Raw genomic sequence first — 24,185 nt, 5'->3', positions numbered from 1 at the left:
TTACAGGATGGACTGACCCGTCTTGGCCCAGTCGCTCATGAACTGTTCAAGCCCCTTTTCGGTTAACGGGTGCTTGAAGAGGTCGGTGAAAACGGTGGGCGGGATGGTGGCGCAATCGGCGCCGGCCAGGGCCGCAGCCGTTACGTGGCTTGGGGTACGGATCGACGCGGCGAGAATTTCGGTGTCGAAATCATAGTTATCGTAGATCGCGCGAATCTCGCTGATCAGGTCCATGCCGTCGGCGCCGTAATCGTCGAGGCGGCCGATGAAGGGCGAGATGTAGCTAGCGCCGGCCTTGGCCGCGAGCAGGGCCTGGGCGGCCGAGAAGCACAGGGTGACATTGGTCTGGATGCCCTGGACCGCAAACTCTGCGGTGGCGATCAGCCCTTCGCGCGTCAGCGGCAGCTTCACCACGACGTTGGGGGCGACACCGGCGAGCTTGGCGCCCTCGGCCAGCATGCCGGCGACGTCGGTCGCGGCGACCTCGGCGCTCACGGGGCCCTCGACGAGGTCGCAAATCTCAGCGATGACCTCCAGCATGGGACGGCCGGACTTGGCGATCAGCGTGGGATTGGTGGTCACGCCGTCGACCAGGCCGGTAGCGACGAGCTCCTTGAGCAGGCCAACGTCGGTGGTGTCGAGAAAGAGCTGCATGGGTGACCTTCTGGTGCGGATTATGCCGCGCTCTTTACCGGTTGCACGGCCGCCAAGCCAGCCTATCTGGGCCGGGCAATGAGCCGCATCGCCTCCGTCCTGCTTCCGATGCCGCTGCCCGAGGCGTTCGACTACGCCGAGCCCGAGGGGATGGAACTGGCTGTCGGTGATCAGGTGGCCGCGCCGCTTGGGCCGCGCCTGCTGCGCGGCGTCGTGGTGGCCCTGCGTGAAGGCGCCGGCGGCAACCGGCCGCTGAAGGTGATCGAGAGCAAGCTCGATTCACCACCCTTGCCGCCGGGTGCGATCGAGTTCGTGCAGTGGGCGGCGCGCTATTCCGTCGATGCGCCTGGTCAGCCGCTGGCTATCGCCATTCGCGGCGCCCGGGCGCCCAAGGCCAAGCCGGAGAAGGTCGTCGAGGTCACAGGCGTCCAGCCCAGCCGCGCGACGCCGGCGCGGCTGAAGGTGTTGGAGGCCGCCGCCGGACAGCAATTGTCGCCCGCCGACTTGGCCCGCGCCGCCGGGGTTTCGTCCGGCGTCATCAAGGGCTTGATCGACGAGGGCGTTCTGGCCCTGCGGATCATCGAGGCCGACGCGCGCTTCGATGCGCCCGACCTGAACCGCAAGGGTCATGAGCTGAACGCCAGTCAGGCCGCCGCCGCCGCCGCGCTGGTGTCGATGGTCGATGAGGGGGGCTTCAACGTCGCCCTGCTCGACGGCGTCACCGGCTCGGGCAAGACCGAGGTCTATCTGGAGGCGGTGGCCGCCGCCCTGGCGCGGGATCCTGACGCCCAGGTTCTGGTCATGCTGCCGGAGATCGCCCTGACCCAGGCGGTGATCGCCCGGTTCGTAGAGCGGTTCGGCGTGAAGCCGGCCGAGTGGCATTCCGACATCGCCCCGCCGATGCGCCGCAAGGTCTGGGATGCGGTGGCGACCGGCGGTTGCCGGATCGTGATCGGCGCGCGTTCGGCGCTGTTCCTGCCGTTCATCAAGCTTGGGCTGATCGTGGTCGATGAGGAGCACGACGGCTCCTACAAGCAGGACGAGGGCTTCATCTACCAGGCCCGCGACCTGTCGGTGGCGCGCGGCAAGATCGAGGGGGCGGCGGTGATCCTCGCCTCGGCGACCCCGTCCCTGGAGTCGCTGCGCAACGCCGAAACCGGGCGCTATCGCTGGCTGAAGCTGTCCTCGCGCCATGGCGTCGCGCGGCTGCCTGAGATCACCCTGATCGACCTGAAGGAGACGCCGCCCGAAACCGGCCGCTGGCTCTCGCCGCCGCTGGTCAAGGCGATGGTCGAGACCTTCGCCGCCGGCGAGCAGACCTTGTTGTTCCTGAACCGGCGAGGCTATGCGCCGCTGGTGCTGTGCAAGGCGTGCGGCGAGCGGATGACCTCGCCCGACACCGATAGCTGGCTGGTCGAGCATCGCTACTCCAATCGCCTGGTCTGCCACCTGACCGGCTTCTCGATGCCCAAGCCCGACAAATGCCCGCACTGCGGGGCCAAGGACAGTCTGACCTCGATCGGCCCCGGCGTGGAACGTGTCGAGGAAGAGGCGCGGATGCTGTTTCCTGAGGCCCGGGTGGCGGTGTTTTCGTCCGACACGGTCTGGGACGCCAAGGAGGCCCGGCGGCTGGTCGATGCGATGGCCGATGGTGAGATCGACATCCTGGTCGCCACCCAGGCGGCGGCCAAGGGCCACAACTTCCCCAAGCTGACCCTGGTGGGCGTGGTCGATGCCGACCTGGGTCTACGAGGCGGGGATCTGCGAGCCTCGGAGCGGACCTACCAACTCCTGGCCCAGGCGACTGGCCGGGCGGGGCGGCGTGACCGGCCTGGGCGGGCGCTGCTGCAGACCTATGCGCCCGAGCACGCGGTCATGCAGGCGCTGAAGGCCCAGGATCGTGACGCCTTCATCGAGGCAGAAATGGCCGAGCGCGAGATTATGAAGCTGCCGCCGTTCGGCCGTCTCGGCGCAATCGTGGTTTCGGGGCCTGACGCCCAGGCGCTGGAGGCGTTCGTGCGGCTGATGGCCCAGGCCGCGCCCAACGCCGAGGGGGTGGAGGTCTATGGCCCGGCCGACGCGCCACTGGCCTTGATCCGCGGGCGACGACGCAAGCGGTTCCTGATCCGGGCCGATAGGAACGTGGACCTGTCGGCCTATCTCGCCACGTGGCGCGCGCGGATCCGGCCCCCCGGCGCGATCCGCGTCTCGATCGACGTCGATCCGTATAGCTTCCTGTAGTCCACCGACGCGTACAGCCCCCAAACTCGTCATCCTTCGGTCAGCCGAAGGCTGATCCGGGGGACCCAAGCGGCCTAGCAGGTCCTGCAACTCAGCTTGGGTCCCCCGGATCGTCTTGCAGACGACCGGAGGATGACGAGTGGAAGTGGTTACTCCGCGGCCTCCGCCGCGGCTTCCGGCGGCGGCACGGTTTCGCGTTCGCGCAGCGGCGCGCCGGGGACCATCAGCATCAGGATGAAGCCCAGCACCAGCACGGCGAGGCTGAAGATCATGCCGTGGACGATGGCGACCGAGAAGCTCTCGCGGATCGTGCGTTCCATTTCGACGGCGACCGGATCGGCGGCGCGGGCGGCGGCCAGTTCCGGATGCAGGGTCTTGTCGAGGGCCATCTTCTGCAGGTCGCCAAGATCCAGCTTGCGGACCTGGGCGGTGGGGTTTTCGGTGGCGTGGCGGTCGAGTTCGCTGGCGAGGCCCGCTGTCAGCAGAGCGCCAAACAGCGCCACGCCCATGGTCGAACCGATCTGGCGGACGAACTGGCTGGACGAGGTCGCCACCCCTAGCCGGTGGAACGGCACGGCGTTCTGGACCGCCAGGCTGAACAGGCTTTGTCCCGGGCCGAGCCCGATCCCGAAGATCAGCAGTCGCCACGCGAGATCGGCGGTCGAGGTGTCGGGACCGATGAAGCAGAGCAGGGCCGCGCCGATCAGCAGCATGGCGCCGCCGCCGATCATGAACGGCTTGAAGTGGCCGGTCTTGGTGACCAGTTGGCCTCCGATGGTCGAGGAGAAGACGAAGCCGCCCATCAGGGCCAGCATGGTCAGGCCGCTCTTGGTGGCTGGATAGCCGAGGCCGACCTGCATGTAGAGCGGCAGGAAGCTCGAGACCCCCATGAAGGCCATCGAATAGACGAAGGCCGCGCCATTGGCGGTGACGAAGGTGCGGTTGGAGAACAGCTCCAGCGGCAGGATCGGCTCGCGAACCTTGGTCTCTATATAGATGAATGCGATCAGCGCCGCGGCCGACCAGGCCAGCATGCCGAGGATCAGCGGCGAACTCCACGGATGCTCGCGCCCGCCCCAGGTGATGGCCAGCAGCAGCGGCACGAAGGCGGCGATGATCAGGGCGGCGCCGATCCAGTCGATGCCGCCGCCGCCGCGTCGCGGCAGGGTGGGCATCTTCCAGAGGATCATCGCGATGGCGGCGGCCGCGAACGGCACGTTGAAGAAGAACACCCAACGCCAGCCGGCGATCAGGTGGCCGGCGATGGTCACGGTGCCATGGTCGGTGAAGAAGCCGCCGACCACAGGTCCGAAGATGCTGGAGATCCCGAACACCGAGCCGAACAGCCCCGAGAACTTGGCCCGCTCGCGGGGCGCGAACAGGTCGGCGAGGATGGCGAATGCGGTGGTGAACAGCGCCCCGCCGCCCATGCCCTGGATGGCGCGGAAGGTGATCAGCTGGGTCATGCCGCCGCCGATCAGCGGCAGGTCGCCGAACTCTCCCGAGAGACCGGCGAGCCATGAGCCGGTCAGGAACAGGCCGATGCCGGTCAGCAGAATGGGTTTGCGGCCGTAAAGGTCGCCTAGCTTGCCCCAGATCGGCACCATGACCGTCGAGGCGAGCAGATAGGCGGTGGTGGCCCAGGCGTAGAGATGCAGGCCCGAAAGGTCGCCCACGATGCGGGGCATGGCGGTGGCGATGACCGTCTGGCTCATGGCGGCCAGCAGGAAGACGATCATCACGGAGATGAGCGTCAGCCGACGCTCCTCGTCACTATGGACGTGCGGCTGGTTCAAATGGCGCTTCCGTAGCGGCCGGAATGGGCCGCCCCTAAATTTATCGTTCTAAATCAAAGTCTCGAAGATCTGACGGGGACGGGCGGAAAAATGTTCACCCGCCCCCGGGATCAGATCCTTAGTGCAGCTTATCAGAGGTTTGCTTGGCGAGGTCGCGTTTCTTGGCGGCGGCGCGACTGGCCATGTTCAACCCCTCGACCAGGCCAGAGAAGGCCATGGCAGCGTAGATGTAGCCCTTCGGCACGTGAACGCCGAAGCCATCGGCGATCAGGGTGGCGCCGATCATCAGCAGGAAGCCCAGGGCCAGCATCACGACGGTCGGGTTGTCGTTGATGAAGTTGGCCAGCGGGTCGGCCGCGACCATCATGACGCCGACCGCGAAGACCACGGCGATGATCATGACCGGCAGGTGGTCGGTCATCCCAACGGCGGTCAGGATCGAGTCGATCGAGAACACCAGGTCGAGCAGCAGGATCTGGATGATCGCCGCGCCGAAGTTCATGGCGATCGGCGATTGCTTGTCGAGGCTGCTTTCGGAGTCCTGGGGATCGACGCTGTGGTGAATCTCGGTGGTCGCCTTCCAGATCAGGAAGAGGCCGCCGGCGATCAGGATCAGGTCACGCCAGGAGAAGGCCAGTTCCCAGGCCGGTTCGCCATGCTCGTTCAAAGCCCCGTGCCAGGGCAGCTCGAAGACCGGCGCGGTCAGGCCGACGATGAAGGCCAGGGTCGAGAGCAGGACGAGGCGCATGATCAGCGCCAGGCTGATGCCGATGCGGCGAGCTTTCTGGCGTTGGTGCTCCGGCAGCTTGTTCGAAAGGATCGAGATGAAGACGAGGTTGTCGATCCCGAGGACCACTTCCATGACGATCAGCGTGATCAGCGCGGCCCATACGGCCGGATCCGCTGCAAGGGTCATAAGGGCTTCCATCGGGGTCCTCTCATTTTTGTTGGGACGACTTTTCTAGCGTATCTCTCGCCGGCCGATAGTGGCCGATCGCGCTTAGACCCTATGTTCGTTGGCCTTTTTGTTGCTTTTGGGGGGCTTGAAACGCAGCGTTTTGATCATATGGACGAAGCTCGATTTAAGCCGGTCCAGCGCCTCCGGCTCGTCCGACTGACCGGCCCAGACCACGCCGTAGTTGAGCGCCCCGTTGATCATGACGGCGAGCGCCAGCGGATCGCCTTCTAGTTCTCCCTCGGCGACGGTGGCTTCCACGCCCGCAATGAGCAGTCCGAAACCGTGGCGGGTGTCCATCTCGTTCCAGGCCGCCCAGCCCAGGACGCTGGGCGCGTCGAGGATCAATATGCGGCGGACCTCGGGCCGGATCATGAAGCCCAGGAATGACAGGCAGCCGGCGACCAACCCTTCGAAGGCGTTCGGCGCCGCGTCGGCGTTGGCTTCGATGACCTGTTCAGCCTCTGCGTGCAGGCTTTCGCAAACGGCGGCGAACAGCGCCTGCTTGTCTGCGAAGTGGTGATAGAGCGCCCCGCGCGTCACGCCCGTGGCCGCCAATATGGCCTCGGTGCTGGTCGCTGCGAACCCATCGGTCGCGAAGAGATTGCGGGCCGCCGCCAGCAGCGCCGTCCGCGTGGCCAGGGCCCGTTCCGCCTTCACGCCCATCATGCGCTCCATTTGACATACAGACAGTTTGTATCCTAATGGCGAAAAGGATCCGATCAAGGGAAAACGCCATGAGGTTCACCGACCGCTACCCGATCATCGTGACGCCAAAGCTGACGGCATGCCGCGCCTTCTGGGTCGCGCGCCTCGGCTTCGAGGTGGTCTTCGAGGCCGATTGGTTTGTTTTGCTGCAAGCCGATGGCGCGAGCCTCGCCTTCATGAGCCCAGATCACCCTTCCGCGCCGCCCGGACCCGAGCCGTTTTCCGGCAAGGGCATGTGCTTCGAATTGCAGGTCGAGGACGCCGCCGCCGCTTTCGACGCCTGCGCGGCGGCCGGGCTCAAGGCGGACTACCCGCTGACCCGCGAGGCGTTCGGCCAATTGAGGTTCGGCTTCTTCGATCCTTCGGGGCTTTGGGTCGATATTGTCGAGCAGGTCGATCCGGCGGCGGGATTTTGGGATCGGTATATGGGCGCAGCCGAGGGGTAGGGAGGGGCGGCGCAAAAACGAATCGGTCGGCGAAACGGGCGCTTAGCGCCCCGCGGCGCCTGTTCTGGCGGCTGATCACGCACCTGATGCCTTAATCGTGACCGTGCCAGCTTGAGACTCTTCTTCTTGGGTCCTCATGGCTTAGTCAGGATTTGAAACATTCCGTAACACGCCACTGGTCTGTCGACCCAAGATAAGACGGCCCGACATCGCTCCGGGGCGGTGGAGCGAATAAGTATCAATGAGTCTTCATGCTGAATTTTTTCAGCTTAATAACCCGGGCGATGCGTATGCATCGTGGTTAGTTTCCACAACCAGCGATTTTCCGTGAGGTTACCGCGATTTTTCGCAAGTAGAGGTCCGGGCGCGAGCTCACATCAAGCTGTGGATAGCCTGGGGACAGTCGCGGCGACCTTCGGACGCACGGGCGTAAAGAGTCTTTTCATCCGTCTGGGGGATGGTTAGTCCTTAGCGCGTTGCGTGGGGAGTTCCTTTAACATGCTGAAACGACCGAGGGCCCTATTGGGATCCCTGGCCGCCGCGGCGGTTATGGCTTTTGCTCCGTTGTCGGGCGCTGTCGCCGACACCTATTGGCAATGCGTTCCGTTCGCCCGCCTGATTTCCGGCGTTCAGATCTATGGCGACGCCTGGACCTGGTGGCGCCAAGCCGTCGGCAAGTACGACACCGGTGTCTCCCCCAAGGCCGGCGCGGTCCTGGTGTTCAAGCCCTCGGGCAAGATGCGTCTCGGCCACGTGGCTGTGGTCAGCCAGGTGCTGACCGACCGCGTCATTCAGATCACCCACGCCAACTGGTCGCGCATCGGCGGGACCCGTGGCCAGATCGAAAAAGACGTCACCGTCATCGACGTATCGCCGGGCGGCGACTGGTCCCAGGTCAAGGTCTGGTACGATCCGGTTCGCGATCTCGGCTCGTCCACCTATCCGACCCACGGCTTCATCTATCAGGACGCCAACGCGGTCCGCATGGCCAGTTCCGGCTTCAACACCGCCCAGAACGCCGCCCTTGCGGTCGCCCAGGGCGCGGCCAGCCAGGTCGCCTCGGTCGTGCGTCCGGGCGCCGGTCCGCTCCACATGCTGGGGCAGGCCGCCGACTCCACCGATCGGATCGCCGCCCTCATCCAGGCCGCGACCCAATCCCAGTCGTCTTCCAGCTCGAACTGATCAAGCGGCCGGCGTTGACGCTCGGCCGTTCGCGACGCACATGAGGGCTCGCCGCTCGCGGAGAGACTGATGCTGAACCTGCTTCGCCGGGCCGCCCGGGGCTTCGTCCCGCTCACCGTCGACGCCAATTGGCGCGCGAGCGACGACATCATCTGGATCGATCTGGTCGATCCCACCCCGGATGAGGAAGCCGCGGTCGAGGCCGCCTATGGCATCGATCTGCCGACGCGCGAGGAAGCCAGGCACTTGGAGCCCTCTTCGCGCCTCTACCAGGAGGCCGGCGCCACCTTCCTGACCGCGACCCTGCTCGCGCGCGCCGAGGAGCCGCATCCGGTCGCCAGCCCGGTGACATTGGTCCTGGTCAACGACGTGCTGATCACCATCCGCTACGAGCCGCTCAAGGCGTTCACGATCTTCGCCGAACGCTGCGCCCATGCGCCGGTCGCCGATGGCGGTGAGGCCGCGCTCGAACTGTTGGACGCCATCGTCGAGCGCTCCGCCGAGGTGCTGGAGCGGCAGTCGAGCCAGGTTCACGAGACCTCTGTCGCGATCTTCAACCGTCCGCCGGGCAACACCTTCGGGCCCCTGCTCAGCGACCTGGCCCGGGCTCAGTCGATCACGTCTTTGGCCCGCAAGAGCCTGGTGTCGCTTAGCCGTCTTTCCAGCTTCGCGGCCTTGGCCACCGAGTTCCAGAAGGATGAGAGCCGCCGCAGCCATCTGATCGCCATCCAGCACGACATTCAGGCCCTGACCGAGCATGCGAGCTTCACGTCGGGCCATATCTCGTTCCTGCTGGACGCGGCCCTGGGCCTGATCAACATTGAGCAGAACAGCATCATCAAGTTCTTCTCGGTGGTGGCTGTGGTGTTCCTGCCGCCGACCCTGGTCGCCTCGATCTACGGCATGAATTTCGACATCATGCCCGAACTGCATTGGGTGATGGGCTACCCCTGGGCCCTGCTGCTGATGGTGATCAGCGGTGTCGCGCCGTTCCTTTGGTTCAAGAAGAAGGGCTTCCTCTGAAGCCTTAACCGTTCGGGAAAAATGGCGCCCAATGGCCATAATTGCGCAACCGTTCCTTAAGCGCGTCGGGCGATTCTGGGGGCTTCCCGAAATCTTCCCCGGTGCGCATGTCCGCTGTCGCCAATCTCCACCGCAGTCTTGATCCCCAGACCCTGCGGCGGACGCTGGAGGCGCATCGGCGCTATTTGGCCAGCCGTACCGGCGGCCAACGTGCAAACCTGGCCTATGCCGATCTCTCCGGGTTCCGGCTCGAGGGTCACGACCTTCGCGACGCCGATCTGACAGGCGTCAAGTTGGGGGGTGCGGGGTTGGCGGGCATCAAGCTCGAGCGTGCGATCCTGTTCGGCGCGGACCTGCGCGACACCGACATGCGACGGGCCGATCTCTCCCACGCCGACCTGCGCGGAGCCTCCCTGCGCGGGGCCAATCTGACCGGCGCCAATCTTTCCAACTGCGACCTGCGCGAGGGCCGGATCGCCCTTCAAGATCGCGACGAGGGCTTTCGCTATCTCGATCACGCCGGTGGCGCGGGGGAACTGAATTTCGCGGTCTTGGCCGGGGCCAATCTCAGCGGGGCGCAGATGACCGGCGCTTCGGCCTTGGCTACCGATTTCACCGACGCTGATCTGTCTGGCGCGCACTTGGCCGGCGCCCGGCTGATCAAGGCCAAGCTGGACGGTGCGAATCTGACTGGAGCCGACGTGGCCGGGGCCGACCTCTCCGGCGCCTCGCTTCGGCGCGCCATCCTGATCCGTGTGGACTTCAGTTTCGCCACCGTGGAGGGGGCCGATCTCTCCGATGTGCTGCTGGCGCCGCCGGCGGTGGTCTATGTCCAGGACCGGCCGCTGCCCCAAGTGATCGCCGCACACCACCAGTTCTGCGAAAGCGACGGCAAGGCCGGCGCGGCCGCGCGGGTGTCGGCGGTCGATTTTCGGCCGGTGCGGACTCTAAGGCGGCGCAAACTCAGCGGCCTGGTCGCCCCGGACTCAATTTTCTTCGGCCTGGATCTCGAAGGCGTCGAGCTCCAGGGCGCCGATCTTTCCCGCTGCGACCTGCGCGGAGTAAACATGCGGATGGCCGATCTGCGCGGCGCCCGGCTGATCGACGCCCAGCTGACGCGGGCCGACCTGCGCGGCGCCTTGCTGGGGCCGCTGGAGATCGGCGGGGATCGGTTCGTTCGAACCGACCTATCCCGCGCCAACCTGCGTCATGCCGACCTGCGCCATGCTCGGGCTCTGCGCGTGCGCCTGATCGACGCCGACCTTTCGGAGGCCAAGATCGAAGATTGCGACCTGACCGGCGCGGAGCGGGAAGGCTAGGATCGTCCCCCGAAGGGAACGATCCCATCGCCGTCTACATCTCGTTGCGCAGCGGCTGCAGGTCCTGCCAGACGGCTTCGCGCTTTTCTGACTTGGCCTTGAAGGCCTCGCCCATGTGCGCGCCCGAGAACATGCCAGTCTGCCAGACCGCGATGTAGTCCAGGCCGTCCTTGATGGTGTGGTCGCGGGCGTAGTTGATCATCACCTTCGAACCGGTGACCGCCAGCGGCGCCTTGGTGGCGATTTCCTTGGCGGTGGCCAGGGCGTGGGCCACGCACTCTTCGTGGGTCGCCAGCACTTCGTTGACCCAGCCGATCTCCTTGGCCTTCTGGGCCGGCATTCGGCGGCCGGTATAGGCCATCTCGCGCACCCATCCCTCGGGGATCAGCTTGCACAGCCTGGGGAAGGTGCCGACATCGGCGGTCATGCCGATATTGATCTCCTGGATGCAGAAGAAGGCGTCGGCGCTGGCGTAGCGGATGTCGCAGGCGCTGGTCATGTCCACCGCGCCGCCGATGCATCCGCCCTGGATGGCGACGATCACCGGAATCCGGGCGTCGTCCAGGCAGCCAAAGCAGTCCTGCAGCCAAAGGATATGGTGGCGCTGCTGCTCGGCGTTGATGTGTCGGTCCTGGACCTGGTTCTGCGAGGTCGATCCGCCGCCGCCGAACACCGCCAGATCCATGCCGGCCGAGAAGTGCTTGCCGGTCGAAGAGATCACGATGGCCCGGGCGCGCGCGTTGTGATCGATGTCTCGAACGATGAGCGGCAGTTCGTTCCAGAACTCCCGGATCATCGAGTTCATCGCCTCGGGGCGCTTGAGCTGGATGTGCGCGACACCGCTGTCGAGGCTGACGTCGAAGCAGGTCCACTCGGTCGAAAAAGCGTCGGTCATTAGAAAGCGTCTCCCAGAGCTTGATGGGAAACATCATCGTCGTGTGACGCTGGGAAAGCCAACCCAAGCGTCGACGAAGCTTCGCTATCCGTACCGCATTTTGCCCAGCGCGGCGGCGACGTCGCGCATCAGGTCGGCGGGCTTGAGGCCAGCCTTCCACTTTTCGAACGACATCACGTTTTCGATCCGCGCATCGACGAAGGTCATCGCCGCCTCGCGGCCGGAGGAGAGCCGGATCGCCAGGGCGGTGGCCAAGATCCCCGAGAGTATGGCCCGCTTGGAATAGTGGTTCTCGTCGGTGGCGGTGTCGCCGGCCCAGCGCCATAGGGCGTCGGCGCTTTCCCAGAGCAGTTTCAGGCCCAGGGTGAAGTTGAGGGGGAGCGAAAGGTAACCCGACCAGCGGCGGACCGCCGCCTCGTCCTCCGCCGCGGCGTCGATGCGTGCGGCCACCGCCGCGCGAATGCGTTCGCGGATCTTCAAGGTCGCCGGATCAGGCAGGGCCGCCAGCGCCCGGGCGTCGTGCCGTCTCGACAGCAGGGCGGCCAGGTCGGCCGGCCCATGAGGCAGCAGAAGTTCGGTCTCGGCCGCGCTCAGCGCGGCGGCCTTTCCCGCCGCGCGGACGGAGGGCCAGGTCCACCCTTGGGTGGCGGTGATGGTCAGTGCTGCATCCAGCACCTGTTGCTCAGTGGCCTCAGCCCAGTCGGTTTGGTTCGCCATGCCTTATTTTAGCGAGCGTTTTTGCGCCTGTCCGCCGTGGACATCACTGAAGTGTTCTGCTATCCCGCCGCGCTCTAACCCGAAGGCCTTGGCGCCGGCGGGTTCAAGGCTTTTGTCCGTTCGCCGCCGCCTGACATCAGGATGGCCGAGCGGGAACGGGTAATAGGAGAGAGACCTCTGGTTCAGATTTTCGTTCGCGACAACAACGTCGATCAGGCCCTCAAGGCGCTGAAGAAGAAGATGCAGCGTGAAGGTTCGTTCCGCGAAATGAAGCGGCACGTCCATTACGAAAAGCCGAGCGAAAAGCGCGCTCGTCAAAAGGCTGAAGCCGTGCGCCGCGCGCGCAAGCTGGCCCGCAAGCGCGCCCAGCGCGAAGGCCTGATCGCCGCGCCGAAGAAGCCGAGCCGGTAAATATTAAGGCCTTAGGCTATAGTTTCGAAGGCCGCGCGGGCAACCGCGCGGCCTTTCGCATGTTTGGCCTAGCAGGTTCACCGAACCGCGATGTTCCGTCGCGCGGCACGAGCCTTGCTAGTTCTAGGGTGCGGACCCACCTACAGTGGGCTTTGAGAGACACTTTTCACGAAGGCGCGTCATGAACCTGCGTAATCTCGCCATTTGGGGCGTCATCGTTGTGGTGCTCATCGGGCTGTACAGCATGATGACCGGCGGCAGTCAGGCGGCTGGCGCGTCCGGCCAGATCTCCTATTCGCAACTGCTGCAGCGGGTGAACGCCGGCGAGGTCAAGACTGCGACACTTCGCGGCACCGCCATCGAGATCAAGGATAACTCGGGCAAGTCGTTCACGGCCATGACGCCCGGCAATCAGGAAGACCTGATCAAGCGCCTGGAATCGCAAGGCGCGGACATTAACGTGAAGTCCGCCGGCGGCGGTCTGCTGGGCCTGTTCCTGAACAGCCTCCCGATCCTGCTGCTGATCGGCGTCTGGATCTTCTTCATGCGTCAGATGCAGGGCGGCGCCCGCGGGGCCATGGGCTTTGGCAAGTCCAAGGCCAAGATGATGACCGAGAACAAGAACCGCGTGACCTTCGACGACGTCGCCGGTGTGGACGAGGCCAAGGAAGAACTGACGGAGATCGTCGACTTCCTGAAGGACCCGACCAAGTTCCAGCGCCTGGGCGGCAAGATCCCCAAGGGCGCCCTGATGGTCGGCCCTCCCGGTACCGGTAAGACCCTGCTCGGCCGCGCTGTCGCCGGCGAGGCCGGTGTGCCGTTCTTCTACATTTCCGGTTCCGACTTCGTTGAAATGTTCGTCGGCGTCGGCGCCAGCCGCGTCCGCGACATGTTCGAGCAGGCCAAGAAGAACAGCCCCTGCATCATCTTCATCGACGAAATCGACGCCGTCGGTCGCCATCGTGGCGCCGGCCTTGGCGGTGGTAACGACGAACGCGAACAGACCCTCAACCAGCTGCGGGTCGAGATGGACGGCTTCGATCCGTCGGAAGCGATCATCGTGATCGCCTCGACCAACCGTCCCGACGTGCTCGACCCGGCCCTGCTGCGTCCGGGCCGTTTCGACCGTCAGGTCGTGGTGTCCAATCCAGATATCGGCGGTCGCGAACGCATCCTGCGCGTCCACATGAAGAACGTGCCGCTGGCCGCCGACGTCGACGTGAAGACCGTCGCACGCGGCACCCCCGGCTTCTCCGGCGCCGACCTCGCGAACCTGGTCAACGAAGCTGCCTTGATGGCCGCGCGCAAGAACCGCCGGATGGTCACCCAGCGCGACTTCGAAGACGCCAAGGACCGCGTCATGATGGGCGCCGAGCGCAAGTCCATGGCCATGACCGAGGACGAAAAGCGCCTGACCGCCTACCACGAGGGCGGCCACGCCCTGATCGCCTTGAACGTCCCGGCGACCGATCCTGTCCACAAGGCCACGATCATCCCGCGCGGCCGCGCCCTGGGCATGGTTATGCAGCTGCCGGAACGCGACCAGCTTTCCATGTCCTACGAGCAGATGACCTCGCGCCTGGCCATCCTCATGGGCGGCCGGATGGCCGAAGAGCTGATCTTCGGCAAGGACAAGATCACCTCGGGCGCCTCGTCCGACATTGATCAAGCCACGCGTCTGGCCAAGGCGATGGTCACCAAGTGGGGCTTCTCCGACAAGCTCGGCGTGGTGTCCTATGGCGAGAACCAGGACGAGGTCTTCCTGGGCCACTCCGTCTCGCGCACCCAGAACATCTCCGAAGAGACGGCCAAGTTGATAGACCAGGAGGTCAAGCGCCTGGTCCAGGAGGGCTTCGATGAAGCTCGCCGCATCCTGACCGAAAAGCTCGAGGACCTGCATACCCTGGCCAAGGCCCTGCTCGAGTACGAGACCCTGAGCGGAGACGAGATCATCAATGCGCTGAAGGGCGTTCCGCCCGTCCGCGACGACGCCGAGTCCAAGCGCGCTTCTGGGCCTTCGGTGGCGGTGCCGATCTCGCCGCGTCCCGAACCGGCCTGAGGCCGCAACGCCTCACAAGCTTGACGCCCTCCCGGCCCCGCGCCAGGAGGGCGTTTTGCTGTCAGCTTCAAGGATCGCCATGTCGAACCGCGTGAAGGTCATGGGCGTGGTCAATGTCACGCCGGACAGCTTCTCCGACGGTGGCAAGTTCCTTGCGCCGGGCTCAGCCCTGGCCCACGCTCGCGCGCTGATCGACGAAGGCGCCGACATCCTCGACATCGGGGCGGAGTCGACCCGGCCGGGCGCCAACCCGGTATCGACGCAGGATGAGATCGCGCGCGCCATCCCATTGATCGCGGCGGTCCGGGCGCAGAGCGCCATCCCGATCTCGATCGACACCATGAAGCCTGATGTAGCCAGGGCGGCGATGGCGGCTGGAGCGAATATCTGGAACGACGTCACTGCGCTCACCCATTCGCCTGATGCGCCCGCGGTCGCGGCCGAGCTGGGCTGTGAGGTGATGCTGATGCATATGCAGGGCGCGCCTCAAACAATGCAGGCCTCTCCCCGCTATGACGACGTGGTGGCTGAGGTGAGCGGGTTTCTGGCCCAGCGCGCCCAGGCCGCAGTCGCGGCCGGGGTTGCGCGCGAAAAGATCTGGCTCGATCCCGGCATCGGCTTCGGCAAGAGCCTGGAGCACAACCTGACGCTGCTCGCCAATCTCCATGAACTGGTCGGGCTGGGCTTTCCGGTGCTCCTGGGCGTCAGCCGCAAAAGCTTCATCGCCGCGATCGATCCGGGCGTATCGCCCGCCCATCGTTTGCCGGGCTCGCTCACGGCGGCCTTGGCCGGCGCCCAGGCCGGCGTCGCCGCGCTTCGTGTCCACGACGTCGCCGAGACCGTCCAGGCGCTGAAGGTCTGGCGGGCGATCGAGGACGCGCGATAGTCTGGCCAAATCAAGCGTCGCAATCGACCGGAGAAAACATGAAGACCTGGATCGCGGCGACGCTGGGCGCCCTTTGTCTGTTGGCGCCGGCGGCGGCCTTGGCGGCCTCCCCCTTTGAGCAGGCGGTGAGCGAAGGCGATTTCACTGTCCCCAACTTCACCTTCAAGTCGGGCGAGACCCTGCCTTCGCTGCGGGTTCACTATCGCACCCTGGGCAAGCCGGTCCGCGACGCCCAGGGGCGGGTGACCAATGCGGTCATGGTGCTGCACGGCACTGGCGGCTCAGGCGCGCAGTTTCTCTCGCCGCAGTTCGCCGACGAACTCTATGGCCCTGGCCAGCCGCTAGATATCACCCGCTACTATGTCATCCTGCCCGACGGCATCGGACATGGCCGGTCGTCCAAGCCCAGCAACGGCCTGCGCGCCAAGTTCCCCCACTACGACTACGACGACATGGTCGAGGCGCAGCGGCGCTTGCTGGTCGACGGGCTCAAGGTCGATCGCCTGCGTCTGCTGATGGGCACGTCGATGGGCTGCATGCACGGCTTTGTGTGGGCGGAGAAGCATCCCGACTTCGTGCAGGCGATGATGCCGACCGCCTGCCTGCCGGTGGAGATCGCCGGGGTGAACCGGTTCTGGCGTAAGGCGGCGATGGAATCGATCAAGGCCGATCCCGCCTGGAAGGGCGGCGACTACACGGCCCAGCCGGCGCTTGGCCTACGCGGCGCGGTCAACCTGCTGCTGGTCATGGGCGCCGCGCCCCAGGCCTGGCAGGCCATCGCCCCGACGCGCGAGGCGGCCGAGGCCTATTACAAAACCCGGCTGGAGGCCGATCTGCCGAACCGCGACGCCAACGACCTGATCTATCAGCTCGACGCTTCGCGGAATTACGACCCATCCAACGGGCTGGAGAAGATCACCATCCCGGTCACCTGGGTGAATTCCACCGACGACCTGATCAACCCGCCGGAGCTGGGTATCGCCGAGCCAGCGGCCAAGCGCCTGAAGAACGGCCGCTTCGTGCTGATCAAGGCGACGCCGGAGACGCGGGGCCACGGCACGCACACCTGGGCCAAATTCTGGAAGCAGGATCTGGTGGAGCTGATCGCCCGCTCAGAGCGCCCCTAGCGCTCAGCCGCGGCCGACGAACGGCATCTTGGTGGCCATGATCGTCATGGACTGGACGTTGGCGTCCAGCGGCAGGCCAGCCATCATCACCACGGCGTCGGCGACCGCCTTCACGTCCATCAACGGTTCGGGCGCGAAGGAGCCGTCAGCCTGGGGCACGCCCTTGGCCATGGCGCTGGTCATCTCGGTCGCGGCGTTGCCGATATCGATCTGGCCGCAAGCGATGTCATAGGGGCGGCCGTCGAGCGAGCTGGCGCGTGTCAGGCCGGTGATGGCGTGTTTGGTCGCGCTATAGGCCACCGAATAGGGCCGGGGCGCGTGGGCGGAGATCGAGCCGTTGTTGATGATCCGGCCGCCGCGGGGGTCTTGGGCCTTCATCATGCGGAACGCCGCCCGGGTGCAGAGGAAGGCGCCGGTCAGATTGACGTCGACCACGCGCCTCCAGGCCTCCAGCGACAGGTCTTCGAGCCGCCCGCCGGCCGAGGCTCCGGCGTTGTTGAACAGCAGGTCCAGCCGGCCGAACGCCTGCGCCGTGGCCGCGAACAGCGCATCGACCTGCGCTTCGTCGGTGATGTCTGTCGGCGCGACCAGGGTGCGGCCCGGCGCATGGGCGGCGGTGATCTCCAGTTCCTCGCGCCGGCGTCCGGCCAGGACCACACGCCATTCGGCGTCGAGCAGGGCGAGGGCGGCGGCGCGTCCGATGCCGGAACCGGCCCCAGTGACGAGTGCGATCTTGTCGGTCATGTCCGCAGCCTAACAGCGTCGACCGTGAGCGGAAGCTGGTCCGCGCGGCCTTTGCGGTTCACCATCGGTGGACGCCTTCGCAAATCCCGATGCAATTGCGACGACGGCGCGCTAACTCGAAGCCATGAATGAAGCGAAAGGCCGCGTCCTGATCATCGCCGGCTCCGATTCCGGGGGCGGGGCAGGCATTCAGGCCGATATCAAAGCCGTGACCATGCTCGGCGGTTACGCCGCCACCGCGATCACCGCGGTCACGGTGCAGAACACCCTGGGCGTGACCGGCATCCATCCGATCCCGCTGGATATCGTCGAGGCGCAGGCCCGCGCCGTGCTCGATGATATCCGCGCGGACGCGATCAAGACCGGCATGCTCGGTGATATCGCCATGGTCGAGACAGTGGCGCGCATCCTCGACAGCGCTCCCTCGGTTCCCGCCGTCATCGATCCGGTAATGGTCGCCAAGGGCGGCTCCAACCTGCTGGCCGCGAGCGCCGTGGATGCGGTGCGCGCGCTGATGATCCCGCGCGCCGGCTTGTTCACGCCCAATGCACCCGAGGCGCAGGTGCTCACCGGATTGCCGGTGCAAATCACCGATGACTTGCGCAGGGCAGGCGAGGCATTGCTGAAACTGGGCGCGGCGGCTGTGTTGATGAAAGGCGGCCATGTCGAGGGCGAGAGCGTCGTCGACGTGCTGATGACGCCGGACGGCGAGACCACCTTCGAGGGCGAGCGCATCCATACCCGCCACACTCATGGCACCGGCTGCACCCTGGCCTCGGCCTGCGCCGCAGGGCTCGCTCAGGGACTGCCGCTGGCCGAAGCGGTCGCACGGGCCTGGGCCTATGTTCACGAAGCCATGCGCCAGGCGCCCGGCTTCGGCGCTGGGCATGGCCCGCTGGATCACGGATGGCTGCTGAGGGGGAAACGGTGAGTGGAGATCTGAAGACGCGGTTGGAGGAGATCGTCCGCGCCACGCCCAGCCTCATGCATGTGATGGCCGTCGCACGCGATCTGGACCTGCCCGATTGGCTGATCTTCTCGGGGGCGATCTATCAGCCGGTGCTGAATCACCTGACCGGCCGCGACCCCGACTACGGCATCAAGGACTACGACCTCGGCTATTTCGATCCATCCGACACCTCCTACGAGGCGGAGGATGTGGTGATCCGGCGGGTGGCGGCGGCCTTCGCACAACCCTTCAATGAGATGGTGGAGGTTCGCAACCAGGCGCGTGTCCACCTGTGGTTCGAGGACAAGTTCCGCGAGCCCTATGCGCCGCTGACCTCCAGCGAGGAGGCGCTGTCGCGGTTCACGACGACGGCGTTCTCTGTGGGGGTGCGGCTGGAGGCGGGCGACGCCCTGACGATCCTCGCGCCTTTCGGTCTTGAGGATCTGTTCGCCCTGCGGCTGCGGCCCAACCCGACACGGCAGACGACCGGCTTCATCCGCACGGCCGAAAGCGCCGTCCGGCGCTGGCCCGAATTGAGCGTGGTGGCGGGCTAAGCGTAGCTGAGGTTCCGGATCTCCATCCTTCTGATGTGCATGCCGCGATGCTCACATCGAAAAGGGGGCGATCGCAAGGACCGCCCCCTTCCCGCTCTCCTGCCAGGGCGCTCTCCAACCCTGGCCGGGATCTAGTGGCTAGCGGCGGCCGTAGCCGTAGCCGGCGCCGTAGCGATCACCGTCGTTCCGCTCCCAGCGAATCCGCGCGGACAGGCCATCGAAACGACGGTCGAGGTCCGCGCGTTCCCAGTTCGATAGACCGTTGGTCCGATAGCGATTTTCCAGTCGGGCGATGCCGCGGAATTCGCTGCGCAAGCGGATGGCCTCGTTGCGGGTGATAGAGCCGTTGCGGATGCCTTGGTCGATGCGACGATCCAGTTGGGCCTGGCGCTGGTTGATATTCATCCAGCCGCCGCGGCTGTCGCGCCACTCGCCGCCACGGTCGTAGCGGGCTTCTGCCGCCGGGCGCTGGTTGTTCGAGTTCCAGCCCTGGGCCGAGGCCGCTCCTGCGGAGAGGGCCAGGACGGAGGCGGCGGTCGCGGCGACAATGGTCAGGGTCTTCTTCATGGTGTTCTCCTTGGTCTTCCGTCCGTGGCCCGAAGCAATCTGTTCCGGGTATGGAGAGACATGACCACGCCGCCCCTGACGCCTATCTGAGCCGCTCGTTGTTTTCGGTTCATCGGCGGGGACGGGCGTCTGAACGCAAAACGCCCCGCTGGGGGCGGGGCGTCGGTCAGGCTTTGGATCGTGGGCCGATCAGGCGGCGACAATGGCTTCCGATGTGGCCGCGCCTGTCGTCGCCGCTTCCGTCAGGGCTCGGCTGATCGCTTCGTAGAGCTTGGCGATCTCGATAGGCTTGGCGACGTGCCCGTCCATGCCGGCCGCCAGATACTCCTCGACCTGGTGCGAAAGGGCGTTGGCGGTCAGCGCCACGATGGGCGTGCGGAACCGGCCCTGCTCGCGCTCGGCGGCGCGGATGGCGCGGGCGGAGTCGATGCCGTCCATCACCGGCATCTGGATATCCATAAGGATCAGGTCATAGCAGCCGTCGCGCCAAGCCTCGAAGGCGGCCTTGCCGTCGGAAACGATGTCGATCTCGATGCCCAGCGAGCCCATGACCGCGGCCAGGACCTGTTGGTTCGTGGGGTTGTCCTCGGCGGCCAGCAGGTGCAGCGCGCTTTCGTCGGCGTCTTCGGCAGGTTGCGCCTGAGGCTGGGCCGCGAGGTTCGGAGCCAGTTCGCCGCGTTCGAGCGGCAATTCGACGATGAACAGCGAACCCTTGCCTTCATGGCTTTCGACGCTGATCAGGCCGCCCATCATCTGGGTCAGCTCGCGGCAGATCGCCAGGCCCAGCCCCGTGCCGCCGAAGCGGCGGGTCGCGGAGTTGTCTGCCTGGGTGAATTTCTCGAACAGGCCCGCCTGCTTCTCGACCGCGATACCGACGCCGGAGTCACGGACCGTCAGCCGCAGCGCGCCGCTATCGGGCGCGACGTCGAAGTGGGCGGAGACTTCACCGTGCAGCGTGAACTTCACGGCGTTGGAAAGCAGGTTGCCGACAATCTGACGGATGCGGTCGGCGTCGCCGCGCCAGGCGCCGCGGGCCTCAGGCGCCACATCGATCTTGAAATCTAGACCCTTGCCCTGGGCGATCACCGAGAAGCCGTCGGCGGTCGGGGCGATGGCGGTCTCCAGATCGAAATCATCGACCAGCAAGGTGAGCTTGCCGGCCTCGATCTTCGACAGGTCCAGCACGTCGTTCAGCACCGCCAGCAGCAGACCGCCCGATTGGCGGATCACGTCCAGGCGCTCGCGTTGCACAGGCGCGAGGTCGCTCATCGACATGACCTCGGCCATGGCCAGCACACCGTTGAGCGGGGTGCGGATCTCATGGCTCATATTGGCCAGGAACTGGGACTTCAGCACATTGGCGGCGTTGGCGGCGTCGCGAGCCTCGACCAACTCACGCAGGCTGCGCTGCAGGGCCTGCTCGCGCTCGTCCAAGTTCGCCAAAAGGTGGTTAAAGCTGGCGGTCAGGCTGCGGAACAGCGGGTCGTCCGCTTCAACCTCCACGGGCGCAAAACTGCCGCTGGCCGCGACGTCATTCATCGCCTCGGACAGCTTCAGGACAGGCGCAATCACCCTGGAGGCGAGTCCGCGGGCCAGGAATAGGGCGACGCCGACGCCGCCGAAGAACAAGGCTCCGGTGAGCGCCACGAACTGAGGCAACAGCGCCGTCAGCGTCGGGGTTTCAAAGGTCATCGACAGTTCGCCGACCTGATCGCCGCCCGACATCACCGGCGTCTTGATCGTATCCAGCGCCTCGGCGTTGGCGGGCTCGGGGCGAGCGTAGACGCTCACGGCTCGGCCGCTGGCGTCGTTCAGCCGGGCCTCGGTGACGCTTGAGTCGTTCGAAAGCGTAGCAATGGAGGCCCTTGCAGCGCCGAGATCCTTGGCGGCCAAGGCCGATGCCGAAGCTCCCGCCGTAATGCTTGAGAGCGCGACGTGCGCTTGGTGGTTCTGCTCGCGCGCGACCGCCCATTGCTGGAGCATGAAGGTCAGGCAAGCCGCCACCAGCACCACTACGGTCGTGATCAGCGCGACGCCCGCGACCCGCGCCTGGAAGGACACGTGATGCACGGCGCCGGTCTTGGGAGGCTGGTCTGTCATAGGGCCCGAATTCCCGTCGAGCCCCCTGCTTAAGCCAATTCTACTAACGGTTCGCTTCCGTCCGGCTCGCCCAAAAGGGGAAAGTGTTGCCTTGACGACACAGGTTCAACCCTCAGGCGATAAAAACTTAGTTAATGGAACATGAATCTTCTAGGTAGAATTTAACCTCTGGTTTACCTTGATTGACATTAGGTTAATTTCCTTTGGAAGGGGTTCCCATGGAAAAGGTGTTTGTCGCGCAACGTGTCGCGACCAAGTTGTTTTCGACGGAAGCGGCTGTTGACCAAGCCATGGTTGAAGCCACCGAACTGCTCGCCGACATGCTGAAGGCTCGCACCGACGTGAATGCGTCGCTGGTGTTCGCCGACGACGTGCAGGTGAAGATGATGGAAGCCCTCAAGGCGCTGGGCGAAGCCCGCACCGCCATGGTCGGCGTCCACGGCGAACTGGCCGAAGCTCAGCTCCGCCTCGGCATCCGCACCAAGCTTGGCTACATGGATAAGCCGCCCGGCCAAATGCGTAAGGCTGAAGCGACGACGATGCGCGAAGTCGGCTAACGCCGGTTTGGTTGCAATAGTTTAACTGGTGCTGCGCTCCTAATAAGGGTTAGGGGCGCAGCATCATGCCGACATCACCGATCGTAATAGGCTTGATCTCCCTCACCTTGGGGATCGCGCTGTTCGCCCTCCTGAAGGGCGGCCCAGCCGAGCGGTTGGGCGGCGCCATGGTTGGCGCGAACCTTTTGCTCTCCGTTTTCGTCGGAAGCTTTCTCCCGCCCTCGGTCGAGACGCTGTTCCGTCTGACGCTCGATGGCCTGACGGCCCTTGGCCTGCTGGTCATCGCCGTTCGCTATGCAAGTTTTTGGCTCGGGGGAGCGATGCTGCTTTATGCGGCGCAGTTCAGTTTGCATGCTTTCTACATGGTCATGTCGCGGTCGGTGGACCTTCTGCACATGCGCATCAACAATCTGAATTTCCTCGGCATTAGCGTCTGCTTGGCGGTCGGTACGATCGTTGGATGGCGGCGTCGAGTCGTGAGCCGCAGGTCGGCCGCCTAGCAATTGCGGCGCAGGCCAAGCGCTGCCTGTCGTCGAAAACTTTCACTTGCGCTCGGGTCGAAACCGGAGTTTCTCCGCTGCGGGCCACACCCCCCCAACGGGGTGCTGCTCATCTGTAAGGATGGGAGACATCGACATGACGACCCTCGCCAAGCCGGCAATGCGTCCGGCGCGCCCTGAGTTTTCTTCCGGCCCGTGCGCAAAGCGCCCCGGATGGAACCCCCAAAATCTCCAGAACGCGGTCCTCGGCCGCTCGCACCGTTCGAAGCCGGGCAAGGCTCGCCTGCAAGAGGCGATCGACCGCACCCGCCAGGTGCTGGAGGTTCCCGACGATTTCCTGATCGGCATCGTGCCCGGTTCCGACACCGGCGCCGTCGAAATGGCCCTGTGGTCGATGCTCGGCCCCAAACCCGTGCAGCTTCTCGCCTTCGAGAGCTTCGGCAAGGATTGGGTGACGGACGTCGTTAAGCAACTGAAGCTTCCCGCCGAAGTCCTGGATGCGCCGTACGGCGAACTGCCGGACCTCAGCAAGGTGCGCGCCGACGCCGATTTGGTCTTCACCTGGAACGGCACCACCTCGGGCGTCCGCGTCCCGAACGCCGACTTCATCTCCGCCGACCGCGAAGGCATCACCATCTGCGACGCGACCAGCGCCGCCTTCGCCCAGGACCTGGACTGGTCGAAGCTCGATGTTGTGACCTTCTCCTGGCAGAAGGCCCTGGGCGGCGAGGGCGCGCACGGCGTGCTGATCCTGTCGCCCCGCGCCGTCGCCCGGCTTGAGAGCTACACGCCGGCCTGGCCGATGCCGAAGCTCTTCCGGATGACCAAGGCCGGCAAGATCGCCAAGGACATCTTCGAAGGCGCGACCATCAACACGCCGTCCATGCTCTGCGTGGAAGACGCCATCGACGCGCTGAAGTGGGGCGCCTCGATCGGCGGCCTGGTCGAGATGCAGCGCCGCGCCGACTCCAATCTCGCGGCCCTGGCCGCCTGGGTGGAAAAGACCGATTGGGTAGACTTCCTGGCCGCTGATCCGGCCTCGCGCTCCAACACCTCGGTCTGCCTGAAGGTGGTCGACGCTCGCGTCACCGCGCTGTCCGATGACGCCCAGGCCGACTTCGCCAAGAAGCTGGCCGGCGCCCTCGAAAAGGAAGGCGCGGCCCTGGACATCGGCGGCTATCGCGACGCTCCGGCCGGTCTGCGGATCTGGTGCGGCGCCACGGTAGAAACCTCCGACCTCGAGGCCCTGACGCCTTGGCTCGACTGGGCCTTCGCCTCGACCCTCGAAGCGCTCCAAGCCGCCTAAACACCTTCGCGTCCTCGCGCCTCCACGCCCAAGAACCGCGTTGCCGAGGACGCCTATCCCTTTATCCGTAAGGACACCCGCCCATGCCCCGCGTACTGATCGCCGACAAGCTCAGCCCCGCCGCCATCGACATCTTCAAGCAGCGCGGCGTCGACGCCGATGTGAAGACCGGCCTTTCCAAGGAAGAGCTGCTCAAGATCATCAACGACTATGACGGCCTGGCCGTCCGCTCGGCCACCAAGGCCGACAAGGACGTCATCGCCGCCGCCCCGTATCTGAAGGTCATCGGCCGCGCCGGCATCGGGGTGGACAATGTCGACATCCCCGCCGCGACCTCCAAGGGGATCGTGGTGATGAACACCCCGTTCGGCAACTCGATCACCACCGCCGAACACGCCATCGCGCTGATGTTCGCGCTCGCCCGGCAGATCCCGGATGCCAACGCCCAGACCCAGGCCGGCAAGTGGCCCAAGAGCGGGTTCATGGGGG

At 65.5% G+C, this 24,185-nt stretch carries 24 protein-coding genes and 1 pseudogene; 15 read left to right on the top strand and 10 right to left on the bottom strand.

Annotated features, from left to right (window positions below):
* The gene (gene fsa / locus Q8M13_RS17070) at positions 1-654 is read right to left on the bottom strand and encodes a fructose-6-phosphate aldolase (RefSeq protein WP_305301294.1); all 654 of its coding nucleotides are present in this window, start codon (positions 652-654) and stop codon (positions 1-3) included.
* A gap of 78 nt (positions 655-732) precedes the next feature.
* On the opposite strand from fsa, the gene Q8M13_RS17065 reads away from it, so the two are divergent.
* On the top strand, positions 733-2,895 hold the full coding sequence (locus tag Q8M13_RS17065) for a primosomal protein N' (protein WP_305301293.1): 2,163 nt from the start codon (positions 733-735) through the stop codon (positions 2,893-2,895).
* A 149-nt stretch (positions 2,896-3,044) separates the two neighbouring features.
* On the opposite strand, the gene Q8M13_RS17060 is transcribed toward Q8M13_RS17065, so the two are convergent.
* From Q8M13_RS17060 to Q8M13_RS17050, 3 genes are all read right to left on the bottom strand, one after another.
* Positions 3,045-4,691 (bottom strand): MDR family MFS transporter, encoded by a 1,647-nt coding sequence (locus tag Q8M13_RS17060; protein WP_305301292.1) that lies wholly within the window; start codon positions 4,689-4,691, stop codon positions 3,045-3,047.
* A gap of 118 nt (positions 4,692-4,809) precedes the next feature.
* Complete coding sequence (locus Q8M13_RS17055) at positions 4,810-5,619, bottom strand: TerC family protein (protein WP_305301291.1); 810 nt, start codon at positions 5,617-5,619, stop codon at positions 4,810-4,812.
* A gap of 72 nt (positions 5,620-5,691) precedes the next feature.
* Positions 5,692-6,312 carry a TetR/AcrR family transcriptional regulator gene (locus Q8M13_RS17050; RefSeq protein ID WP_305301290.1) on the bottom strand — a complete coding sequence of 207 codons (621 nt, stop codon included), beginning with the start codon at positions 6,310-6,312 and terminating at the stop codon, positions 5,692-5,694.
* Between the two features lie 71 nt (positions 6,313-6,383).
* On the opposite strand from Q8M13_RS17050, the gene Q8M13_RS17045 reads away from it, so the two are divergent.
* The 4 genes from Q8M13_RS17045 (at position 6,384) to Q8M13_RS17030 (ending at position 10,324) form a co-directional block, all read left to right on the top strand.
* Positions 6,384-6,800 carry a VOC family protein gene (locus Q8M13_RS17045; RefSeq protein WP_305301289.1) on the top strand — a complete coding sequence of 139 codons (417 nt, stop codon included), beginning with the start codon at positions 6,384-6,386 and terminating at the stop codon, positions 6,798-6,800.
* A gap of 498 nt (positions 6,801-7,298) precedes the next feature.
* A complete protein-coding gene (locus Q8M13_RS17040) occupies positions 7,299-7,982 on the top strand; it encodes a CHAP domain-containing protein (protein WP_305301288.1) in 684 nt (227 codons plus the stop codon).
* 69 nt (positions 7,983-8,051) lie between these two features.
* Positions 8,052-9,005 carry a magnesium transporter CorA family protein gene (locus Q8M13_RS17035; RefSeq protein ID WP_305301287.1) on the top strand — a complete coding sequence of 318 codons (954 nt, stop codon included), beginning with the start codon at positions 8,052-8,054 and terminating at the stop codon, positions 9,003-9,005.
* Between the two features lie 107 nt (positions 9,006-9,112).
* The gene (locus Q8M13_RS17030) at positions 9,113-10,324 is read left to right on the top strand and encodes a pentapeptide repeat-containing protein (RefSeq protein ID WP_305301286.1); all 1,212 of its coding nucleotides are present in this window, start codon (positions 9,113-9,115) and stop codon (positions 10,322-10,324) included.
* A 34-nt stretch (positions 10,325-10,358) separates the two neighbouring features.
* On the opposite strand, the gene Q8M13_RS17025 is transcribed toward Q8M13_RS17030, so the two are convergent.
* The 3 genes from Q8M13_RS17025 to Q8M13_RS17015 form a co-directional block, all read right to left on the bottom strand.
* A complete protein-coding gene (locus tag Q8M13_RS17025; RefSeq protein ID WP_305301285.1) occupies positions 10,359-11,219 on the bottom strand; it encodes a crotonase/enoyl-CoA hydratase family protein in 861 nt (286 codons plus the stop codon).
* Between the two features lie 84 nt (positions 11,220-11,303).
* The gene (locus Q8M13_RS17020) at positions 11,304-11,936 is read right to left on the bottom strand and encodes a COQ9 family protein (protein WP_305301284.1); all 633 of its coding nucleotides are present in this window, start codon (positions 11,934-11,936) and stop codon (positions 11,304-11,306) included.
* A gap of 3 nt (positions 11,937-11,939) precedes the next feature.
* The gene (locus Q8M13_RS17015; RefSeq protein WP_305301472.1) at positions 11,940-12,221 is read right to left on the bottom strand and encodes a hypothetical protein; all 282 of its coding nucleotides are present in this window, start codon (positions 12,219-12,221) and stop codon (positions 11,940-11,942) included.
* Between Q8M13_RS17015 and rpsU the strand changes: the two genes are divergently transcribed.
* From rpsU to Q8M13_RS16995, 4 genes are all read left to right on the top strand, one after another.
* On the top strand, positions 12,114-12,347 hold the full coding sequence (rpsU, locus tag Q8M13_RS17010) for a 30S ribosomal protein S21 (protein ID WP_111275467.1): 234 nt from the start codon (positions 12,114-12,116) through the stop codon (positions 12,345-12,347). The two genes, Q8M13_RS17015 and rpsU, sit on opposite strands and share 108 nt — an antisense overlap.
* A 181-nt stretch (positions 12,348-12,528) precedes the next feature.
* Positions 12,529-14,406, top strand: coding sequence for an ATP-dependent zinc metalloprotease FtsH (gene ftsH, locus Q8M13_RS17005; RefSeq protein WP_305301283.1), 1,878 nt, complete (start codon positions 12,529-12,531; stop codon positions 14,404-14,406).
* Positions 14,407-14,506: 100 nt separating this feature from the next.
* The gene (folP, locus tag Q8M13_RS17000; RefSeq protein ID WP_305301467.1) at positions 14,507-15,292 is read left to right on the top strand and encodes a dihydropteroate synthase; all 786 of its coding nucleotides are present in this window, start codon (positions 14,507-14,509) and stop codon (positions 15,290-15,292) included.
* A 38-nt stretch (positions 15,293-15,330) separates the two neighbouring features.
* Complete coding sequence (locus Q8M13_RS16995; RefSeq protein ID WP_305301281.1) at positions 15,331-16,419, top strand: alpha/beta fold hydrolase; 1,089 nt, start codon at positions 15,331-15,333, stop codon at positions 16,417-16,419.
* A gap of 3 nt (positions 16,420-16,422) precedes the next feature.
* Here the strand turns inward: Q8M13_RS16995 and Q8M13_RS16990 are convergent, their stop codons facing one another.
* Entirely contained in the window at positions 16,423-17,163 is a 741-nt protein-coding gene (locus Q8M13_RS16990) for an SDR family oxidoreductase (RefSeq protein WP_305301280.1), read from the bottom strand.
* A gap of 124 nt (positions 17,164-17,287) precedes the next feature.
* On the opposite strand from Q8M13_RS16990, the gene thiD reads away from it, so the two are divergent.
* The gene (gene thiD / locus Q8M13_RS16985) at positions 17,288-18,094 is read left to right on the top strand and encodes a bifunctional hydroxymethylpyrimidine kinase/phosphomethylpyrimidine kinase (protein ID WP_305301279.1); all 807 of its coding nucleotides are present in this window, start codon (positions 17,288-17,290) and stop codon (positions 18,092-18,094) included.
* 53 nt (positions 18,095-18,147) lie between these two features.
* Complete coding sequence (locus tag Q8M13_RS16980; protein ID WP_370870095.1) at positions 18,148-18,666, top strand: nucleotidyltransferase family protein; 519 nt, start codon at positions 18,148-18,150, stop codon at positions 18,664-18,666.
* Between the two features lie 138 nt (positions 18,667-18,804).
* Here the strand turns inward: Q8M13_RS16980 and Q8M13_RS16975 are convergent, their stop codons facing one another.
* Together Q8M13_RS16975 and Q8M13_RS16970 are read right to left on the bottom strand one after the other, a co-directional pair.
* The gene (locus tag Q8M13_RS16975; RefSeq protein ID WP_305301276.1) at positions 18,805-19,233 is read right to left on the bottom strand and encodes a hypothetical protein; all 429 of its coding nucleotides are present in this window, start codon (positions 19,231-19,233) and stop codon (positions 18,805-18,807) included.
* A 189-nt stretch (positions 19,234-19,422) separates the two neighbouring features.
* Positions 19,423-21,333 (bottom strand): ATP-binding protein, encoded by a 1,911-nt coding sequence (locus Q8M13_RS16970; RefSeq protein ID WP_305301275.1) that lies wholly within the window; start codon positions 21,331-21,333, stop codon positions 19,423-19,425.
* A 218-nt stretch (positions 21,334-21,551) separates the two neighbouring features.
* On the opposite strand from Q8M13_RS16970, the gene Q8M13_RS16965 reads away from it, so the two are divergent.
* From Q8M13_RS16965 to Q8M13_RS16950, 4 genes and pseudogenes are all read left to right on the top strand, one after another.
* The gene (locus Q8M13_RS16965) at positions 21,552-21,890 is read left to right on the top strand and encodes a hypothetical protein (RefSeq protein ID WP_305301274.1); all 339 of its coding nucleotides are present in this window, start codon (positions 21,552-21,554) and stop codon (positions 21,888-21,890) included.
* A gap of 107 nt (positions 21,891-21,997) precedes the next feature.
* Entirely contained in the window at positions 21,998-22,390 is a 393-nt protein-coding gene (locus Q8M13_RS16960) for a hypothetical protein (RefSeq protein ID WP_305301272.1), read from the top strand.
* A gap of 136 nt (positions 22,391-22,526) precedes the next feature.
* Positions 22,527-23,696: a phosphoserine transaminase gene (locus tag Q8M13_RS16955; RefSeq protein ID WP_305301271.1), complete on the top strand. Its 1,170-nt coding sequence runs from the start codon at positions 22,527-22,529 to the stop codon at positions 23,694-23,696.
* 83 nt (positions 23,697-23,779) lie between these two features.
* Positions 23,780-24,185: pseudogene (locus Q8M13_RS16950) on the top strand (phosphoglycerate dehydrogenase); the annotation flags it as partial.

This window comes from Phenylobacterium sp. (assembly GCF_030681155.1).
Classification (GTDB): Bacteria; Pseudomonadota; Alphaproteobacteria; order Caulobacterales; family Caulobacteraceae; genus Phenylobacterium.
This window is presented reverse-complemented; position numbering and strand designations above follow the sequence as displayed.

Excerpts from the sequence above, each read along its gene's own strand:
- fsa (WP_305301294.1), bottom strand. The coding sequence starts at position 654 with ATGCAGCTCTTTCTCGACACCACCGACGTTGGCCTGCTCAAGGAGCTC.
- Q8M13_RS17065 (WP_305301293.1), top strand. The coding sequence starts at position 733 with ATGAGCCGCATCGCCTCCGTCCTGCTTCCGATGCCGCTGCCCGAGGCG.
- Q8M13_RS17055 (WP_305301291.1), bottom strand. The coding sequence starts at position 5,619 with ATGGAAGCCCTTATGACCCTTGCAGCGGATCCGGCCGTATGGGCCGCG.
- Q8M13_RS17050 (WP_305301290.1), bottom strand. The coding sequence starts at position 6,312 with ATGGGCGTGAAGGCGGAACGGGCCCTGGCCACGCGGACGGCGCTGCTG.
- Q8M13_RS17045 (WP_305301289.1), top strand. The coding sequence starts at position 6,384 with ATGAGGTTCACCGACCGCTACCCGATCATCGTGACGCCAAAGCTGACG.
- Q8M13_RS17040 (WP_305301288.1), top strand. The coding sequence starts at position 7,299 with ATGCTGAAACGACCGAGGGCCCTATTGGGATCCCTGGCCGCCGCGGCG.
- Q8M13_RS17035 (WP_305301287.1), top strand. The coding sequence starts at position 8,052 with ATGCTGAACCTGCTTCGCCGGGCCGCCCGGGGCTTCGTCCCGCTCACC.
- Q8M13_RS17030 (WP_305301286.1), top strand. The coding sequence starts at position 9,113 with ATGTCCGCTGTCGCCAATCTCCACCGCAGTCTTGATCCCCAGACCCTG.
- Q8M13_RS17025 (WP_305301285.1), bottom strand. The coding sequence starts at position 11,219 with ATGACCGACGCTTTTTCGACCGAGTGGACCTGCTTCGACGTCAGCCTC.
- Q8M13_RS17020 (WP_305301284.1), bottom strand. The coding sequence starts at position 11,936 with ATGGCGAACCAAACCGACTGGGCTGAGGCCACTGAGCAACAGGTGCTG.
- Q8M13_RS17015 (WP_305301472.1), bottom strand. The coding sequence starts at position 12,221 with ATGGACGTGCCGCTTCATTTCGCGGAACGAACCTTCACGCTGCATCTT.
- ftsH (WP_305301283.1), top strand. The coding sequence starts at position 12,529 with ATGAACCTGCGTAATCTCGCCATTTGGGGCGTCATCGTTGTGGTGCTC.
- folP (WP_305301467.1), top strand. The coding sequence starts at position 14,507 with ATGGGCGTGGTCAATGTCACGCCGGACAGCTTCTCCGACGGTGGCAAG.
- Q8M13_RS16995 (WP_305301281.1), top strand. The coding sequence starts at position 15,331 with ATGAAGACCTGGATCGCGGCGACGCTGGGCGCCCTTTGTCTGTTGGCG.
- Q8M13_RS16990 (WP_305301280.1), bottom strand. The coding sequence starts at position 17,163 with ATGACCGACAAGATCGCACTCGTCACTGGGGCCGGTTCCGGCATCGGA.
- thiD (WP_305301279.1), top strand. The coding sequence starts at position 17,288 with ATGAATGAAGCGAAAGGCCGCGTCCTGATCATCGCCGGCTCCGATTCC.
- Q8M13_RS16980 (WP_370870095.1), top strand. The coding sequence starts at position 18,148 with ATGCATGTGATGGCCGTCGCACGCGATCTGGACCTGCCCGATTGGCTG.
- Q8M13_RS16975 (WP_305301276.1), bottom strand. The coding sequence starts at position 19,233 with ATGAAGAAGACCCTGACCATTGTCGCCGCGACCGCCGCCTCCGTCCTG.
- Q8M13_RS16970 (WP_305301275.1), bottom strand. The coding sequence starts at position 21,333 with ATGACAGACCAGCCTCCCAAGACCGGCGCCGTGCATCACGTGTCCTTC.
- Q8M13_RS16965 (WP_305301274.1), top strand. The coding sequence starts at position 21,552 with ATGGAAAAGGTGTTTGTCGCGCAACGTGTCGCGACCAAGTTGTTTTCG.
- Q8M13_RS16955 (WP_305301271.1), top strand. The coding sequence starts at position 22,527 with ATGACGACCCTCGCCAAGCCGGCAATGCGTCCGGCGCGCCCTGAGTTT.